This is a genomic window from Allosalinactinospora lopnorensis, from assembly GCF_000981225.1.
Taxonomy (GTDB): domain Bacteria; phylum Actinomycetota; class Actinomycetes; order Streptosporangiales; family Streptosporangiaceae; genus Allosalinactinospora; species Allosalinactinospora lopnorensis.
This window is the reverse complement of sequence record NZ_LAJC01000026.1, coordinates 1-17,666: the sequence shown is the minus strand read 5'-3', so window position 1 is coordinate 17,666 and position 17,666 is coordinate 1. Positions and strand designations below refer to the sequence as shown.

At 69.3% G+C, this 17,666-nt stretch carries 10 protein-coding genes, 1 tRNA gene and 2 pseudogenes; 9 read left to right on the top strand and 4 right to left on the bottom strand.

The annotated features are described in order from the left end of the window. Positions 1-49: 49 nt before the first annotated feature. Together VS93_RS11560 and VS93_RS11555 are read left to right on the top strand one after the other, a co-directional pair. Positions 50-1,018 carry an ATP-binding cassette domain-containing protein gene (locus VS93_RS11560; RefSeq protein ID WP_046469959.1) on the top strand — a complete coding sequence of 323 codons (969 nt, stop codon included), beginning with the start codon at positions 50-52 and terminating at the stop codon, positions 1,016-1,018. Then, positions 1,015-1,805, top strand: a pseudogene (locus tag VS93_RS11555) (ABC transporter permease). The gene VS93_RS11560 and the pseudogene VS93_RS11555 overlap by 4 nt, the downstream one beginning before the upstream one ends. Before the next feature lie 261 nt (positions 1,806-2,066). Here the strand turns inward: VS93_RS11555 and VS93_RS26945 are convergent. Next, entirely contained in the window at positions 2,067-2,693 is a 627-nt protein-coding gene (locus tag VS93_RS26945; protein WP_052745698.1) for a response regulator transcription factor, read from the bottom strand. Positions 2,694-4,941: 2,248 nt separating this feature from the next. Between VS93_RS26945 and VS93_RS11545 the strand changes: the two genes are divergently transcribed. The 3 genes from VS93_RS11545 (at position 4,942) to VS93_RS11535 (ending at position 11,460) form a co-directional block, all read left to right on the top strand. Beyond that, positions 4,942-9,237 carry a non-ribosomal peptide synthetase family protein gene (locus VS93_RS11545; RefSeq protein ID WP_052745697.1) on the top strand — a complete coding sequence of 1,432 codons (4,296 nt, stop codon included), beginning with the start codon at positions 4,942-4,944 and terminating at the stop codon, positions 9,235-9,237. A 1,075-nt stretch (positions 9,238-10,312) separates the two neighbouring features. Next, complete coding sequence (locus tag VS93_RS11540; protein WP_052745696.1) at positions 10,313-10,891, top strand: GNAT family N-acetyltransferase; 579 nt, start codon at positions 10,313-10,315, stop codon at positions 10,889-10,891. Beyond that, positions 10,888-11,460, top strand: coding sequence for a CGNR zinc finger domain-containing protein (locus VS93_RS11535; RefSeq protein ID WP_046469958.1), 573 nt, complete (start codon positions 10,888-10,890; stop codon positions 11,458-11,460). The genes VS93_RS11540 and VS93_RS11535 overlap by 4 nt, the downstream gene beginning before the upstream one ends. A 315-nt stretch (positions 11,461-11,775) precedes the next feature. Here the strand turns inward: VS93_RS11535 and VS93_RS11530 are convergent. Both VS93_RS11530 and bcp read right to left on the bottom strand, forming a co-directional pair. Next, a tRNA-Leu gene (locus VS93_RS11530) sits at positions 11,776-11,849 on the bottom strand. A gap of 128 nt (positions 11,850-11,977) precedes the next feature. Further along, complete coding sequence (gene bcp, locus VS93_RS11525) at positions 11,978-12,463, bottom strand: thioredoxin-dependent thiol peroxidase (protein ID WP_046469957.1); 486 nt, start codon at positions 12,461-12,463, stop codon at positions 11,978-11,980. A gap of 359 nt (positions 12,464-12,822) precedes the next feature. On the opposite strand from bcp, the gene VS93_RS11520 reads away from it, so the two are divergent. Further along, positions 12,823-13,902, top strand: a complete 1,080-nt coding sequence (locus VS93_RS11520) for a CDP-alcohol phosphatidyltransferase family protein (protein ID WP_046469956.1) — start codon at positions 12,823-12,825, stop codon at positions 13,900-13,902. Positions 13,903-13,919: 17 nt separating this feature from the next. Beyond that, positions 13,920-14,324: a DUF3618 domain-containing protein gene (locus VS93_RS11515; RefSeq protein ID WP_046469955.1), complete on the top strand. Its 405-nt coding sequence runs from the start codon at positions 13,920-13,922 to the stop codon at positions 14,322-14,324. A gap of 67 nt (positions 14,325-14,391) precedes the next feature. Here VS93_RS11515 and VS93_RS11510 read toward each other — a convergent pair. Next, positions 14,392-15,596, bottom strand: a pseudogene (locus VS93_RS11510) (amino acid deaminase/aldolase). 141 nt (positions 15,597-15,737) lie between these two features. Here VS93_RS11510 and purU point away from each other — a divergent pair. Further along, positions 15,738-16,619: a formyltetrahydrofolate deformylase gene (gene purU / locus VS93_RS11505; protein WP_046469954.1), complete on the top strand. Its 882-nt coding sequence runs from the start codon at positions 15,738-15,740 to the stop codon at positions 16,617-16,619. A 340-nt stretch (positions 16,620-16,959) separates the two neighbouring features. Beyond that, positions 16,960-17,565, top strand: coding sequence for a DUF6286 domain-containing protein (locus tag VS93_RS11500; RefSeq protein WP_046469994.1), 606 nt, complete (start codon positions 16,960-16,962; stop codon positions 17,563-17,565). The last annotated feature ends 101 nt before the right edge of the window (positions 17,566-17,666 follow it).

The window sequence follows — 17,666 nt, the reverse complement described above, 5'->3', positions numbered from 1 at the left end:
CCACCCCTTTCGAAGCCGCCGCCTGCGGCGAACGAGAAACGAGGCAGACATGACCTTGCACCCTCCCCAAGCGGCCATCACGGCCACCGGGCTGCGCAAGTCCTTCGGCGACCACGTCGTGTTGGACGGCATCGACCTGGACATTCCCGCGGGGACGATCTTCTCGCTCCTGGGCCCCAACGGCGCCGGCAAGAGCACCATCGTGAAGATCCTGTCCACGCTGATCAGCGCAGACAGCGGCCAGGCGCGTGTCCTCGGCCACGACCTGGCCCAGGACCCCGACGCGGTGCGCACCGCGATCGGCGTCACCGGCCAGTACTCGGCGGTGGACGGCCTCCTCACCGGCGAGGAGAACCTGCTGCTGATGGCGAACCTGCATCGCCTGGGCCGCCGTCGCGCCCGACGGCGCACCGCCGAACTGTTGGAGCGGTTCGACCTGGTCGACGCGGCCAAGAAGGCGGCCGCCACCTACTCCGGGGGCATGCGCCGCCGACTCGACCTCGCGATGACCCTGGTCGGCGACCCCCGCCTCATCTTCCTCGACGAACCGACCACCGGGCTGGACCCGCGCAGCCGCCGCGGCGTGTGGGAGATCATCCGCGCCCTCGTGGCCGACGGGGTCACCGTCTTCCTCACCACGCAGTACCTGGAAGAGGCCGACCGGCTCGCCGATCGGATCGCGGTCCTGGACCGCGGCACGCTCGTCGCCGAGGGCACGCCTGCCGAACTCAAGCGCCGCGTCCCCGGCGGGCATTTCCGCCTGCGCTTCGCCGAGGCCGGCGACCTGGAGTCGGCAGCCCGCACCCTCGACGGGTCGCGCGACGACGACGCGCTGGCGCTCCAGATCCCCGGCGACGGCGGAATCGAGTCGCTGCGGGCGCTCCTCGACCGCCTCGACGACGAGTCGATCAAGGCCGAGGAGCTGTCGGTACACGCCCCCGACCTCGACGACGTCTTTCTCGCCCTCACCGGCCACCCCAGCGCGGACAACAACGAGCGGAAAGCAGCCTCACGATGAACACCCTCACCCACGCCGCTGGCGACTCGGCCACGATGCTGGGCCGCCAACTGCGGCACATGCTGCGCTACCCGTCCATGACGCTCCTGCTCGCCGGCATGCCGATCGTTTTCCTACTGCTGTTCGTGTACGTCTTCGGCGGTGCCATGGGCGCCGGACTCGCCGGCGCGTCCGGCGGCCGCGCCGAGTACCTCGACTACATCGTCCCCGGGATCATGCTGATCACCGTGGCCTCAGCGGCCCAGGGCACGGCCATATCGGTGGCCACGGACATGACCGAAGGCGTCGTCGCCCGGTTCCGCACCATGCCCATCGCCCGCGTCTCGGTGCTGACCGGCCATGTCGTGGGCACCCTGGTCCAGACGCTGATCAGCGTCGCGATCGTGACCGGGGTGGCGCTGCTCCTCGGATTCCGGCCCGACGCCGGCCCTGTCGAGTGGATCGCGGCCGCCGGCCTGCTGTCGGTGGTCACCTTCGCCCTCACCTGGCTGTCGGTTGCGCTCGGCATGGTCTCCGAGAGCGTCGAGACCGCGAGCAACCTCCCTATGCCCCTGGTCTTCCTGCCCTTCCTCGGCAGCGGTTTCGTGCCCACCGACACGATGCCGACCGGGCTGCGGTGGTTCGCCGAGTACCAACCTTCACCCCCATCATCGAGACCCTGCGTGGGCTGCTGATGGGCACCGAGATCGGCAACAGCGCGGTACTCGCTGTCGCCTGGTGCGCCGGCATCACACTGGCCGCCTACATCTGGGCGAAGAAGCTGTACAACCGCGACCCCGCGAGATAGCCGCACCGTGCTCCCGCCGAGGGCCCGCCCCAGCACCGCCGTATCCTCGCGCGGTGCTGGAGCGGGCAATGAGTTTTCGGCACGCCAGTGGGAGGTGTGCTGCCCACCTCCGTCGCGCACACGACTGAAGGGGTGTTCGGGTTCTCCTGACCAGGGCTCGACCGCGTACCGGCCGTGACGCTGAGAACGCGGCGGCCGGCCACGCGGGCTACCGCACTGGTCAAGGATTCGTTCGTCACGGGCGTCCACTCCGGATCGCGATCAGATGATTTTCAGCCGTACGGCTTCGGCCGCCGCCATCGTCCGGTTGGGGCAGTTGAGTTTCGCGAGGATGTTTCCCACATGGCGCTTGACGCTGTTAATGCCTATTCCGAGGTGCTTCGCGATCTGCTTGTTACTACAGCCCTCGACCAACAGTTTCAAGGTCTGTGTCTCGCGCGGGGTGAGGAGGTTGGCGCCGGCTTTCCCGGGGCGCCGGAGCTCAGTCAGCAAACCCCGGGTCAGTTCCGGAGACATGAGGATGCGCCCCTGCCTGAGCGCGCGTATGGTCTCCAGCAGCACCGCCCTGCTGACGTCGCCTGCGCTCAGAAACCCGTCCGGGCTCAGGTCCGCGGCGTCCGTGATCTCCCTTCCGTCGGCCCCGTGCAGGAGAAGGATGACCTTCATCCCCCGAGACTGGAGCATCGGCACGCGGTCCGGATCCTGGCGCACCACAGTGTGGGAGACGATCCATATGCTTCCCGCGGTGAAACTTCGCAGTACCGGGGCCACCGCGGACCAGTCTGAATATGATTTCGAGTGACTGACCTGTGGAATTCTGTCGATTATCGTTTCGAGCCCGGATCTGATGACCTCGTCCTGGTGCAGGATAACGACAGAGGATTCCATTCCGCCAGTCGGAACATTGGCTACGGTACCTGACCTACAGGGGGAAGATGCTGAATAATCAATGAATTTCACGTGCAGCCTTCCTGCCTTATCGCTGTCTCGATGAAAGGCGCCCCTTCCGCGATGTCAGCTTTTCTCGCCATGACTATCTTGGTTACGGACTCCGTGCGATGGCACCACGGAGATACCGGAACTCTTTGCATCTCGGGCCTGGTGGTCGTCACGAGCCTTCTGGCGGTAGAGGTCGTGACCGCAAACAGAGCGTGAGCGACGGAGGCAATAGTGGGGTCCGGGCGTGCCTTCCCAGGTAAGGACGAGCAACTTCCAGCAGCCCGGCGCCGGGACCGCGGCGACCCCCGGACAGGCGAGGGGCGACAGTACAGTACGTGCTCACCAGGCTCTTTGGCGTTCTGTCCGTGGGCCGATGCCGGGGCGAACTCCGCGACGCGCCTTTCCGCCGGGATAGGCGGCCGAGCCCTCTCCTGGTGTGCGCGACGAGCGCACAAAGAGTTCGAGATCAGACGCGATCAGGGCGGCCCATCTGTTCGGCGGAAACCGGGGTGAGGGGAGCTCCCCGTATCGGGGCGGTGTCGACCGCGACTGATAGCGCCTCCGGCTCTCGGGGCTCGTCGACGGTTCCCGGTGGCGACATCCGCCGCCCTGTTTGGACGAGGCATGTGCGCCGCCCTCGCGCGGTGCGGGTCGGCAGCCTCGTACCGAACGTTTCGGCGCTGCGTGTTAGGGGTTTCGCCGCCGCATGGGACACCGTGGCCGGGAATAGCCAAGATGAGCCCCTCCACGCCTCTCGCAGGCCGGTGAGGAATGTCAGCAGTTCATGGTCATGTCCCACGAATGGCTGCATCTGGGAGCTACCTCTTCACTATCTCAGGCGCCGTGGTCGTGACGCCGTCTCCGCAGAGCACCTCGACGCCGACGCGGAGGAGTCCTGAACAGCGGCCCCGGCCAGGATCAGATCACCGAGCGCCCCCCGTACGACCCTCATACTTTTATAGAGCGTATTTCGGATATCGCATGATTCAAGTAGAAGGCCTCGGCGACGTGAAGCATAGAACGAGTCTACGGAAATCTCAACTGCCATGATGAGGAAACTCGCCTATACCCAACACCAGTAGAAACGCGTGATAGGGGAGAACTCGCCGCCGCGCTCCTCGCCCGTGTGTCGCCCCCTGCGCCGACACGACACATCACTACTGGATGCAGTTTAGATTTCCGGACGCTGTTGATGGTCCTGGTCTAAAAGGACGCCGATAGTACCCGCTGGCACAACTCTTGGGGAGGGGAGGAGGGGCGGGGCGGCGCGCGTCGGTCCGATGAGGGGATGCCCCTGCGCAGCGCGACACCGTCCGCGCCTGGTACCCGCGGTACGGCCGACGCGACCGGCTGCGCCAGCATCCTCCGGCTGAGGACATCTCCCGGCCGCCTAGGAGCCATCGGGAAGTCCCGCACCGTGCGCGGGCCGCGAAGTACCCGCCCGCCGTACTCACGGTGTGCCCCGCCGCGTTCCTCGCCGGCCCCACTCGCCGCCCTCGCCGCTCGCCGAGATATGCGGCTAGCCCGCGCCCAGGCTGGCAGCCCCCGCGCCGCTCCTGTCCGGCTTCGGCGGACGCCTGAGGAGTCGGGGCGCTGCGCTCTTCCAGGGGCGGTCCGGTCCAACGGTCCGGCGGAGGGCGCTTCTCCCAGGGCACGGGGGTGTCAAGCCCCGGCAGCGCTGGCGGGCCCACTCGGGCTACCCGATTGGGGGCACCATAGGTCGACCTCCACAGGGCTGTGTCGAGCGCTCGCTGTCCCGGCAGCCTGGGTGCTCTCCGACACCGCGGAAGGATCCATGGATGGGTTTTCGGTAACCGGAACGAGCACAAGCACGTCGTCGAGCTGCGGAAACCTGGCGCCTTTCCGCCTACCTTCACCGGCGTGACCGCTCACGGCGGGTTCCGCTCGGCCTATGAGTTGGGCCGGTTCGGCCCCCGACCTGAGCTTTCCGGTTTCCCTCGGAAAACCGAACAGGGCACCTGAGTCCCGACGCACGGGAGTAGCCGTAATCGCCGGTCCGGCTGCGCATACGTCCCGGTACCAACGCCGTGGTTTATCGCGTGGCTACCTCGCATGTCGCAGGTGAGAGGTCCGGTTTCCGGAGGGCGTGGTGCAGCGGAGCAGCCTGAACTCCCCTCCCCCTATTCCCTAACTCACGAGGTGAAATATGCACAGGCCAACGTGGAGCTCTTCGGCGATGGACAGATTCTGGCCTGGTCAGGCCACGGATCTCGCGTCTTTCCCGGACACATTCCGCCGGTTGACCGCCGCGCGTCCCACCGCTGTCGCGCTCAGGGAGGGCGACCGGACCCTGACCTACGGTGAGCTGGACACGCGATCCGAGCGGCTGGCGCATTACCTGACCGCGAACGGTGTCGGCCCGGAGAACGCGGTCGGGGTCTGCGTACCCCGCTCGTTCGACCTGATAATAAGCTTGCTGGCGGTTTTGAAGGCGGGAGCGGTGTACATGCCGCTGGATCCGTCCAGCCCGCCGGACCGGATCAAATTCCTACTGGCCGACGCCCGCCCCCGGACGATCATCGCGACCGCCGCGACCGCGCCGGTGCTGACCGGGGCGACGGCACCGGTTATCGACCTGGAAGCGGAGCGGGACAACATCGCCGCGCATTCGCGGGACGTTGCCCTCCACCGCCCGGCTCCCGGCGACGCGGCCTACCTGATGTACACGTCGGGCACCACAGGGAAGCCCAAGGGCGTTCTGAACCACCATGGCGGGCTGGCGCTGGCGACGCAGCGCATGCGCGACGTGTTCGCCCTCACCCCGGACGATACAGTGCTGCAGTTCCTCCCCATGAGCTTCGACGCCTCGTTGTTCGAGATCGGACTCGGGCTGTCCGCCGGGGCCGCGCTCAGTCTGCCGGAGCCGGGAGAGCTGCCCGGTCCCGGCCTGACCAAGCTGATCAACGAGCATGGGGTGTCGGTCGTCGCCATGACCCCGTCCGCGCTGCAGTCGCTGCCGGCCGATGTGCCGCTGCCGTCCGTGCGCATCATCATCACCGGCGGGGAACAGTGCAACCGCGGTCTCGTCCGCACCTGGGGCGCCGGCCGGAGCTTCTACAACGTGTACGGACCTACCGAGGTGGCCCTGTGGGCGACGTACGCGGAGGTCGGCCACGGTGACGGCGAGCCCACCATCGGCCGGGCGGTCGAGGGGCTCAGCACCTACATCCTCGACCCGGACGGCCGACCGGTCGCTCCCGGAGTCGCCGGCGAACTGTACGTGGCCGGGCCGACGGTGGCGCTCGGCTACCTCGACCGGCCGGAGCTGACCGCCGCGCGCTTCCTGCCCGACCCGTTTGACGCCGGACCGGACGCGCGCATGTACCGTACCGGTGACCTGGTCCGCCGCACCCCCGACGGGGAGCTGGAGTTCCTCGGCCGGGTGGACCGGCAGGTGAAGGTCCGCGGTTTCCGGATCGAGCCCGGTGAGATCGAGCACACGCTGCTCGCACACGACTCCGTGACCGCGGCGGCGGTGACCGCCTACGGTGCGGAGACCGACCGCTACCTGGCCGCCTACGTGGTCCCTTCCGAGCCGCCGGCGAATACGCACGAGGAGACCGACAAGCTCACCGGCGAGCGGCTGCGGCACTGGACCGCACTGAGCGAGCAGATGTACGGGGCCTCTGCCGACCGCGGCGACGCCACGGTCGGCTGGCACAGCAGTTTCACCGGGGAGGCGATGCCGGCCGCGGATCTCGACGAGTGGGTGACGACCACGGTCGACCGCCTGCGCGCACTGCGGCCGCGCCGGGTGCTCGAACTCGGCTGCGGGTCCGGACTGCTCGCCGTGCCACTGGTCGAGGACGGCGTCGAGTACTGGGGTCTGGACATCTCCGAGAACGCGCTTGACCAGTTACGGCGGCAGCTGGACGCCGCGAGCGGAACTTCTGGGGCCAGGCTCCTCCGGCAGGCGGCGGACGACTTCACCGGGCTGCCCGAAGGGTACTTCGACGTGGTCGTGCTCAACTCGGTGGCCCAGTACTTCCCGAGCCTGGAGTACCTGCGCCGGACCGTGGAGAATGCGGCCCGCGCCACCCGGCCCGGTGGCCACGTCTTCCTGGGAGACCTCCGCCACCTCGGCTTGCTGGAAGAGTTCCACCTCGCGCTGGAGCTGTACGGCGACCGCGGCGACCGGGCTCCGGCGGCGATCTGGAACGCGGCCAAACAAGGGGCGCGCGGTGAGACCGAGCTGGTCGTGCACCCGGACGCGGTCAGGAGGCTGGCCCGGGAGCTCCCCGGGGTGTCTGCCGTTCGGCTGCTCCCCAAGCGCGGGCGCCTGGAGAACGAACTGACGTGCTTCCGGTTCGACGCGGTCCTCACCATCGGTGAACCCGGCCAAGCCGGCCACCATCTCGCGGTGCTCGACTGGGATCCGGGCTCACTCTCCCTGGAGGAGCTGCACCGCCGGGCCCGGCAGCTGACCCGGCCACTCCTCATTCGCGACATTCCGAACGCCCGGGTCGCACAGCTGTGCGACCTGGCCGCGGAACTTCGCGCGGGCGGGACCGGCGGGGCGCTGCTGGGCGGGCTGCGTTCGGAGCCGACCTGGACCGGCGCGGGGATCGCCCCGGAGGAGCTGTGGGCGCTCGGGGGCGACTTTCCCTGTACCGCCGAAGTACTGCTGTCGCCGCACCGCTCCGACCGGCTCCACCTGCTGCTCACACCGGCCGATGACTCCGCCGAACCGTACCTACGCCTGGCCTGCGTGCAGGAACCGCCCTCTGGCACCGTCGTGGCCAACGATCCGCTTCGCCCGCTGCGGGAGAACGCGTTTATCCGCGGCCTCCGCGGCCAGCTGTGCCGCGATCTGCCGGCGCATCTGCTCCCGGACGTCTTCGTGGTGCTCGACCAGCTGCCGCTGACCCGCCATGGCAAGATCGACTACGGCGCGCTCCCGGAGCCCCGGGCCGGGCGGACGGCCGCGAGCCGGGCAGCGTCCGGCCAGGCACCGCGGGACAGGACGGAGGAGCTGGTCGCCGACGTATGGGAGCAGGTGCTCGGGGTGCGTCCGAACGACGTACACGACGACTTCTTCGGACTCGGCGGGCAGTCGCTGCAGAGTGTCCAGGTGGCAACCCGGCTGGGCCACGAGCTGGGTTTCGAGGTTACGGCCGCCATGCTGTTCCGGTACTCGACCGTCGCCGAGCTGGCCGCCTCCCTCGCAACCGCCGAGCGCGGCATGCCGACCCCGGCAGGGGGGACCGGCGCGGCCGGCGCGTCGACCCCTGAGGACGCGGCGACTCCGGCCGGTGCGCCCGGCGAGGGGTACATGGTCGACACCGAACTGCCGGACGACATCACGCCAACGCCGGCGCCTGGCAGTCCCGCCCGGACGGCTCCCGCCGCTGCGACCGTTGTGCTCACCGGCGCCACCGGCTTCCTCGGGCCGCACCTGCTCACCGAACTGCTGGGCCAGACGGACGCACAGGTCGTCTGCCCAGTGCGGGCGAGCGACACCGGCAACGCCGCCGAGCGGATCACCCGGGCCCTGGCCGACCAGGCGCTGCCCTCGACCGCGCTGGACGGCCGGGTGGTTCCGGTACGGGCAGACCTGGCCCAGCCCCGGCTGGGCCTCGACGCCGACCAGTTCGCCGCGTTCGCGGCCGAGGCCGACGCGGTGGTCCACAACGCGGCCATGGTCAGCGTGGTCCGCGGCTATACGAGCCTGCGCCAGATCAACGTCGGCGGCACGCGCGAGGTGCTGCGCCTGGCGTCCGCCGGCCGCCCCAGCGCACTGCATCACGTCTCCACCCTCGCGGTGGCCCCGCCGGACACGGTGCTGCCCGAGGTGCCGGAGGACTTCGTGGCCGCTCACCCCGGCCTGCAGGACGGTTACCAGCAGAGCAAATGGGTCGCCGAGCAGCTGGTCGAGCAGGCGGGGCAGCGCGGGCTCCCAGTGGCGGTGTACCGGCCGGGCCGGATCGTCGCCGCACCCGGAACCGGCCTTGCCAACCCCAACGATCTGCTCTGGCGGATACTCCGCGTGGGCCTGCCCGCCGGGGTACTGCCGGAGCTGGACGTGACCGAGCCCTGGACGCCCGTCGACTACGTGGCCCGCGCCGTGGTGCGGCTGGCCATGGCGACTACGCCGGCGGAGACTCCTCAGCCGAGGGTGTACAACGTCGTGCCGGTACGGCAGGTCCGGCTGACCGAGGTGTTCGACTGGGTGGCCGACTACGGTTACCCGGTGCTCCGGTTGCCGGTCCCGGCCTGGCTGGACCGGCTGCGGGACACAGACGACGAGGCGGCGGCCACCCTGGCGTTCTTCGACCTGCACTCCGGCAGCGCGACCGGTCTCCGTCTGGGACCGGTGCGCACGGAGAACCTGGACCGCGGGCTCGCCGGTACCGGTATCCGATGCCCGCGGATCGACCGCGAACTGGTGTACCGCTACCTGGACCACAGTGTGAAGGCCGGTACGCTGCCGCGGCCGGAGGAGGTGGACCGCGTCGAGACGGAACCATGCTGAACGCCGAGGTGCCCGGAGCCGAAGGACCGGACCGGCCGGAGTGCGTGGTCGTGGTCGCCCCCAACACTTCGGAGCCCTGACGACATAGCGATGAGTGGGGCAGGCGGGTAAGACGGTCTGGAGGTCCTCTGCGGTGGAAGGCCGCTTCCCAGCGGAAAGCCGGGGGCGGGAGTCCTCCTGCGGGGGTGCCCGCTTTGGGCTTCACCGCCAGTGGATCGGGCGGCCGGGAGGAACTCACCGTAAGGGTGTGCAGGGCAGCGCAGCGTCGCTTTCGGTGAAGGGCTTGTTCTCCGGCCCGGCGGCTGAGCCGGGCCGGAGAACGGCCCGAAAGCGGGCGCGCTCGATGCCCACCACGGCGGCGGCATACCCTCCCGCTCCGCCCCTCGGGCAGGAGCCGGGCAGGCCCGGTGGCGCGATCGGCGAGACCGGCAGCGGGTGAGAAGGACGCCTCTTCCGGCGTGCTCGCCGGAGCCGCACAAAGGGCGACCGCCGCCAGGTGCAGCGCCACGGCGAGCCCGCCTGGTGCGCGGCGGCCGCACACGACACCGCCGCGCCGCCCTGACCGTTGGCCGAGCCCTGGTGTCCATCCTCTTACGGTTTTCAGGAGTAACCCTTAAAATGCCGTAGTGCGGTTATTCTGGAGCATGGAGGGTCCTGGCCTCGATAGGGAGTCCGGTGAAGTACGCAGCGAAGACGAGGCATTTGTTCCGGGTGCTGGACGGAGTGAAGGCGCACTACCGCGAGGCGGGGGTGCCATCATCGGCCGCGGTCCTCCTGCTCCACGGCTTCCCCGGCTCGTCGTACTCGTTCCGCGGTGTGCTCCCGACGCTGGGGGGCAGGTGTACGCGATCGCGCCGAACACACCCGGTTTCGGGTTCTCGGATGCGCCGCCGCCCGATGAGTACGAGTACACCTTCGGGCACTTGTCTCACGTGATCGAGGCCCTGATCGATGACCTCCCTCGAAGCTCACCTCTACGACGCCGGGCACTTCCTGCTGGAGGCGCACGCCACCGAAGTTGCACACTGCTCGTCACCTTCATCGGTGACGTGCTCGACCACGCGGGAGTTCACTCGTGAGCACGCTGGACATCACGGTCAGACCGCTGACGTCGGACACCTGGGACGACGTCGAGACCGTCATGGGCACCAACGGCGGAGCCCGCGGCTGCTGGTGCATGCACTGGCGCCTGAGCATCGAGGAGTGGATGGAGGGCAAGGGCGACGGCAACAAGGCCGCGATGCGGAATCTCGCCAAACGCAAGACACCACCGGGGGTCGTGGCGTACGTGGATGACGAACCGGTCGCCTGGTGCGGGTTCGGAGACCGCTCGGACTTCCCGCGCATGCAGCGCTCCTCGCTGCTGAAACCGATCGACGATGAGCCGGTCATCTCCTTGACGTGCCTGCTCATCAAGAATGGGCATCGCGGGGAAGGCTTGTGTTCGGAGTTGATCGTCGCAGTATGCGACTACCTCGCTGAAACCGCCGAGACACGAACGGTCGAGGCCTATCCGGTGGAACCGGCGAAGGGCCGCAAGGCAGGCGCGGACAACGCGATGACAGGTATAGCCAGCGCGTTCCTTGCCGCCGGGTTCACCGAGATCGCTCGTCCTCGAAGCGACCGCCCCGTGATGCGATACCCACTCCGATGAACACCGCCACCGCCTGGAGCGATGACCACTTCATCGCTGGTGACGTCGCACTCGACTTCGCGAACACCGTCTACCGCCGCACGCCGGAGATCGGCATCGACCTTCTCGATAGCGCCAACGCCCTGACCGCCTGGCTCCATCACGCCAAGCTGCTGCCGGCGCTCGACGACGCGCGAGACCGCTTTGACGGCTCCCAGACCGCACTGTGCGAGGCGCGCAGGATGCGTGAGCTTTTCTGGGGGATCTTCGAGGCGAAGACGGATGGTCGCGATCTCCCCGCGGACGCCCTCGCCGATCTCCTCGATACGGCGCGTCGCGGCATCGGTAGCGACGTCGCCGTAGGTCCGGACGGCTCCACGGCGCCCCTCACCGCTCAGGGGGCGCTCACCGTCCTCGCGCTGCACGGAGTCAGGCTGGCGCTGAGCCCATCGTCCCAACCGGTACGTTCCTGCGATCGCTGTGGCTGGTTCTTCACCGACACCTCCCGCGGCCGACGTCGCCGGTGGTGCAGCATGAAAACCTGCGGGAACCAGGCGAAAGCGGCACGCTACCGCTCTGCCCACCCGTGATCAGCTACGCGGCCTCCGGCCCCCGAAGGTATCGACGACCCCGACCTGACCATGGGCAGACATTAGCTGCGGACGCCGAGGGTTTCGTTCGCTCCAAGGAGTTGCGACCGGAGCAAGCTCGCGCTGACTCGTTTCTCCGGCGCGAAGCGGGTTCGAGCCCTCAGTGGGTGACTTCGGGGTCCCTGTGTCGCCCAGAAAGCGACGCTGGACCGCCGCGACGTGCCCCCGCGTCACAACGGTTGACGGCGGTTCCCTGCGCTGGGGTTCGGATGCCGTTCCCTGGCCGTCTGTGGAACCCCAGCGCAAGACCCATTGTGGGGCCGGCGGGACTCGAACCCGCACTGTCACGGACCTAAACCGTGTGCCTCGACCTATTGGGCTACGGCCCCGTGCGCTCGACGTATCGCTGCCGTTCGGTCCGTCAAGCGATCGGAGAATTACGGCTCTGAGAATGGCAGTCGGGACAGAGCAGCCGCAAGTCGTCGCGGCGGCCCGGCGGGCGCCGGGCCGGCGCGTGTCACAGCCCCAATTCGCGCTTGATGCGGTCCACGTGCCCCGTGGCCTTCACGTTGTAGAAGGCCTTCTGCACCTTCGCGTCGGTGTCGACGATGAAGGTGGAGCGGATCACCCCTTGGACGGTCTTTCCGTAGTTCTTCTTCTCGCCGAAGGCGCCGTAGGAGCGCAGTACCTCCTTCTGCGGGTCGGCGAGAAGGGGGAAGGTGAGCCCTTCCTTGTCGCGGAACCGGGCGAGCTTCTCGGGGCTGTCGGGGGAGATGCCGAGGACGGTGAACCCGGCGGTCTCGAACTCGCGGAGGTTGTCGCGGAAGTCGCAGGCCTCCGTGGTGCAGCCCGGGGTCATCGCGGCCGGGTAGAAGTACAGCACGACCCGTTTGCCACCGGACTTCAGGACCTCGCTGAGGCTGGTCGGATCGCCATCGGCGCCGTCGAGGGTGAAATCGGGGGCGGTGTCGCCGGGTTCCAGGCGGACGGTGGTCTCGCTCATCGTGTTCCTTGCTCCCTTTCCCGAGGTCGGCTTCGGTCCCAGCCTATGGGCGCGCGGTGACCGCCGGAGAGGACACCGGCATGTTCGGGCGGGCGCGGCTTTCCGGATGGCGCCGGATTGTTCCAGAGCGGGTTGGATTCGGTCGCCCTTCGGTTTCGATCTGTGTTCGGTTCCCCGGGGGCGCCGCCATTCCGCTGACTCATCACTTATCGTTGAGCAGATCCGTGCATCCGGCCTCGCCACCACCGGCCGACACCTTGTGCGTAGACGCGTGTGCCACGTCCCCGTCTCTCGACGCTCAAGGTCGGCGCTATTGGACCGGAGGCACGTCCGCTTCGCGTTTGGGAGTTCAGGCAACGATGGCTGGTTTCACTCTGGACGATGTCAGGGAACGCACGTGCCGGGACCGGGACTCCTGGTGGACCGTGTGGATGGTCGATCCGCTGGCGGTGCGCCTGGTCCGGTTGGTGGCCAACCGGACCTCGGTAACGCCGAACCAGTTGACGGTCGCCGTGCTGTTCTTCGGGCTTGGGGCGGCGGCCTGCTTCGCGCTGGGCCTGTGGCAGTTCCTCATAGCCGGCGCGGTGCTGTACTACCTGTGCTTCCTGCTGGACTGCATGGACGGCAAGCTGGCGCGGTTGACGGACCGGGAGTCCCTGTTCGGGTCGTGGATGGACTACCTCTTCGACCGGTTCCGGGTCCTGGTGTGCGCGATCGCGCTGATGGGCGGGCAGTACGTACTGACGGGCAACGTCGCGTTCGTCTGGCTGGCGCTCGTCGTCGTCTTCGGCGACATGCTGCGCTACCTGAACGCGCTGCAGGTCTACAAGGTGCGCCGGGAGATGCGTTCGCACCTCGCGGGAGCGCTGGAGCGGTCGCGGGCGACGCTGTCCATGCTGGAGCCGGCGGAGGACGCGCCGTCCGCCGGCCGGCGCCCGATGAGCGACCAGGGTGAGCAGGCGGTGCTGCGGCACGGGATCGCCGTGCTGGAGCAGATCCTGCGCACGCAGACGGAGAAGGAGAGCACCTACGACCGCCGCGCCGGCAAGCAGCCGGACGTGGCGCTGCCGAAAGTGGACCTGCACCAGGAGTTCCGCAGCCGCTTTCCCTGGTACCAGCGGTTCTGGGACTTCCTGCGCGCCCGGCGGATCCGCACCCACCTGGTCAGCGGCATCGAGTTCCAGATGGCGGTCTTCGTCCTGGCACCGCTGGCGGGGGTCGTGTCGGCCGCGGCGATCGGGTGGATTACCGTCGTGGTGGGCGTTGTGCTTCTCGCGTTCGAGATTGCGGTTGTCTATAAACTGTGGTTGTCCACGCGGGATTTCTTCCGTGTCGTGGACGGAATCGAAGGCGCGTTGGGGTACAGGCGTCCGTCTGACGATGAGGTGGCCGAGCGGCGGGAGCCGGCCGCGAGTGGTTCTCAGGCGACCCTGCGTTAGCGAAAGGGAGCGGCTGCATGGAGGGACGCGACCCTGCGGAAGCGCGTCGGGATCCGGCCGGTGTACAGGCGGAGATCGAGCGGACGCAGCGGCGGCTCGCGTGGGCGGTCGATGAGATCGTCGACCGTACGAGCCCCCGGAACGTGGCGCGGCGCGGCTGGCAGCGGATGCGCGACACCGGTGTGCACCTGGCCGGCGGTGCTCGTGCCATGGCGACCGGGGACGGCACGATCCGGCTGGAGAGCCACGTCGTCGAGCCCCCTGAGGGGAGCGTCCTGCTCAAGGGCGACGACGAGGTCGTCTCGACCTACGCCTCGCGCAGCGCGGTGCCGACCGAGGCGGTGCTGCTCGGCCTGGGAGCGGGTCTGGTGGTCACCGTCGGCCTGGTGGTCATGTGGCGGCGGCGTTCGAAGAGGCGCTGAGTCCGCGGTACGTGAGCGCGGGGGCGGAGTCCGGCGACTCCGCCCCCGCGCTGTTGCTCCCAAGGGGTCAAAGGAAGGCCTGCCCCTCGCCGCGGTAGGTGGGGACGCTGGCGGCGACCTGCGGCGGAGCGCCGTCGACCAGGTGGAGTTCGGTGAAGCGTTCGCAGAGTTCGCCGGCCTTGGCGTGGCGCATCCAGACGCGGTCGCCGATGGCGAGGGCGCCGGCGCCGATGAGCGGTGTCTGGACCTCGCCGGCCCCTTCGGTCGGGCTGAAGGAGAGGCCGGCGGGCAGGTAGGGCTGGGGTAACCGCTGGCAGTCGGCGGTTCCGGAGGCGAGGTAGCCGCCGCCGAGCGCGGTGGCGACGCCGGGGGCGGGGCGGCGCACGACCGGGAGGGCGAAGAGCGCCGCGGGCGTTGCGGTGAAACCGCGGTAGTGGTCGAACAGTCGCGGCTGGTAGAGGCCGGACCCCGCGCCGAGCTCGGTGACGGCGCGTTCGCGGGCCGTGGTGTGCAGGCTTCCGGTGCCGCCGCCGTTGACGAAGCGGATGTCGGCGATGTCCTGGACGGCGCGGACGACGGCGGCGCGGCGGCGGGCGAGCTCGATCCGGGAGCGGTGCTGGAACCAGCGCAGCGCATGCCCGTAGGCGGGGTGGCCGGGCGGGGCGTCGCCGACGCCGGCGATCTGGGCCTCGTAGGCCATGATGCCGTCGAGCTGGAGCTGGGGCCGGCGAGTGACGGCGCGGGCGAGCGCCGCGGCCTGGGCGGGGGTGCGCACCGGGGAGCGGTGCGTGCCGAAGCGGAGGCGGGGGCCGAGCGGCTGCCAGCTGGTGTCGATGTCGATGCAGACCTTGATGGGGCGGACCGGGTCCGGGTTGGCCCGGGTGATCAGGTCGAGGTGGTGGGGGTCGTCGACCATGACGGTGATGCTCCGCGCGAGGAGGGGCTCCCGGCCGAGCCGGGCGAGGGCGCGGGTGTCGGCGGTGGGGTAGCCGACGAGGATGTCGTCGCTCAGGGGGCCGTCGGGTGTGCCGGCCGCCAGCCAGAGGGCTTCGGGGAGGGTGTAGGCCATGATCCCGGCGAAGCCGGGGAGGGCGAGAGCTCCTTGATCAGGTGCCGGCAGCGGACGGATTTGCTGGCGACCCGGATGGGCTTACCGTTCGCGCGGCGGACGAGGTCGGCCGCGTTGGATCGGAAGGCGGTCAGATCGACGATGGCGAACGGCGGTTCGATGTCCCGCGTCGCCGCGTCGTACTGCTTCTGCACGCTTTTCATGGTGTGCAGCATGCCATATTTTGTGAAATATATTCACTTTTGGTCGCGCAACTCGGGGGCGTTGTTACCCGCGGGGAAGGACGGGGGCGGATACGCTGAAGAGCCGCGCTGATCAGCGGGAGTCGTCCGGGGGCCTGACCTATGAGTGACCGTGCGAGTGATCGCGAATACGTGCTGACGGTGTCCTGCCCGGACACCCGCGGGATCGTCGCGGGGGTGGCGACCCTGCTGGCCGGACACGGGTGCAACATCACCGAGAGCCAGCAGTTCGGAGACCGGTACACGGACCGCTTCTTCATGCGGGTCCAGTTCGTCGCCGAGCCCGCGTCCGCGGGGGAGGCCGTCGGCGAGGACGTGCTCCGCGGGGCGTTCGCGTCCCTGGCCCGCGACTTCGGCATGGAGTGGGATCTGCGGCGGCGCGATGTGCGGCCCCGCATGCTGGTGCTGGTGTCGAAGTTCGGGCACTGCCTGAACGATCTGCTGTACCGGCAGCGCAGCGGGCTGCTGGACATCGACATCGTGGCCGTGGTGTCCAACCATCCCGATCTGGAGTTCCTTGCCCGGTCCTACGAACTGGACTTCCACCACCTGCCGGTGGGGCGGGAGAACAAGCGGGAGCAGGAGGCGCGGCTGCTGGAGCTGGTCGACTCCTACGACGTGGACCTGGTGGTGCTGGCCCGCTACATGCAGGTGCTCTCGGAGGAGCTGTGCGCGAAGATGCCGGGCCGGATCATCAACATCCACCACTCGTTCCTGCCGAGTTTCAAGGGGGCGCGCCCCTACCACCAGGCGCATGCCCGCGGGGTGAAGCTGGTCGGCGCGACGGCGCACTATGTCACGGCCGATCTGGACGAGGGGCCGATCATCGAGCAGGAGATCTCGCGGGTCGACCACACCCACAGCCCGGAACAGCTGGCCGCTCTCGGCCGTGACATGGAGTCGGTGGCGCTGGCCCGGGCGGTCAACTGGCACGCCCAGCGCCGGGTGCTGCTCAACGGGTCGAAAACGGTGGTGTTCCAGTAGCCTCCGCTTCCCGCTCCGGCCCATATGCCGGGCCGGTGTCTCGCGCGGCCGCACAGATCATCACCCCACAGCCATTGGCGATTACGATAAGTAGTTATAGGGTGCAGGAGCGTGACCGATTCGGCCGGAGAAGGCCGCGACCGGGGTGCGAGTGCGGTGGGAGCAGGACGTCCCGCAGGGTGCCGGGGGCGCCGCCATCCCGGGGCGCGGGCCGCCGCGCCGCGGTCCCGCGAAGCGGCGGATGCGGATCGCCGCCGAGCCGGTGCGCAACACGTGTGTCGAGTGGTACCGCCCTGCCCTGAGCGGAGCGGTCCGGGACGCGGAGGGGGGAGAAGAAACCGTGACGACCGTGGAAGACGTACTGGGCCGGCCGGAACCGGCCACGGTCCGGCGCGCACACCGTGTGGCCGTGCGCACCTTCCGGCCGCGCAGGTCCTGGCCGGAACTGATCATCGGTGTGCCGATCCTGGTCCTGGCCGGGGTCGCCGCGGCCGAGGTCATCTCCGGACTCGCGGGCCACCCATTGCGCCTCCTGCCGTTCGAGGGCGCCGCCGGCTACACGGGGGAGGCGCGCTGGAGCGATCCGCCGGTGCAGGGGGCATCCGTCATGCTGGCGGTGGTCGGCCTGGCACTGATCGTTCTGGCGCTGCTGCCCGGGCGCGCACCGTGGACCGCGCCGAGTACCGACGCCCCGGACCTCGTCGTGGGGCTGGAGCGGTCCGCGCTGCGGCGGGCGCTGACCGCGGCGGCCCACGATGTCGACGGAGTGCGCAGTGCCTGCGTCTCCGTGGGGAGGCGCCGGGTGCACGTCCGGGTGCGTACCGAACCGTGGAGCTCGGCCTCCCCGGCCGAAGACGTGACGCGGGCCGTGGAACGCCGGCTGGCCGCTCTCGGACCGCTGCGCGCGCTCAAGGTCTCCACGCGTGTACGGCAGATGAAAGCGTGACGGCCGGGGCGCGCGCCGCCGGCGGATGCCGGGCCGGGTGACCCCGCGGCGAGTCCACGGAAAACCTCGGCGCCGCGAGGCCGCGGACGGCGCCCCCGGCG

Excerpts from the sequence above, each read along its gene's own strand:
- VS93_RS11520 (WP_046469956.1), top strand. The coding sequence starts at position 12,823 with ATGGCTGGTTTCACTCTGGACGATGTCAGGGAACGCACGTGCCGGGAC.
- purU (WP_046469954.1), top strand. The coding sequence starts at position 15,738 with ATGAGTGACCGTGCGAGTGATCGCGAATACGTGCTGACGGTGTCCTGC.
- VS93_RS11560 (WP_046469959.1), top strand. The coding sequence starts at position 50 with ATGACCTTGCACCCTCCCCAAGCGGCCATCACGGCCACCGGGCTGCGC.
- VS93_RS26945 (WP_052745698.1), bottom strand. The coding sequence starts at position 2,693 with ATGGAATCCTCTGTCGTTATCCTGCACCAGGACGAGGTCATCAGATCC.
- bcp (WP_046469957.1), bottom strand. The coding sequence starts at position 12,463 with ATGAGCGAGACCACCGTCCGCCTGGAACCCGGCGACACCGCCCCCGAT.
- VS93_RS11535 (WP_046469958.1), top strand. The coding sequence starts at position 10,888 with ATGAACACCGCCACCGCCTGGAGCGATGACCACTTCATCGCTGGTGAC.
- VS93_RS11515 (WP_046469955.1), top strand. The coding sequence starts at position 13,920 with ATGGAGGGACGCGACCCTGCGGAAGCGCGTCGGGATCCGGCCGGTGTA.
- VS93_RS11545 (WP_052745697.1), top strand. The coding sequence starts at position 4,942 with ATGGACAGATTCTGGCCTGGTCAGGCCACGGATCTCGCGTCTTTCCCG.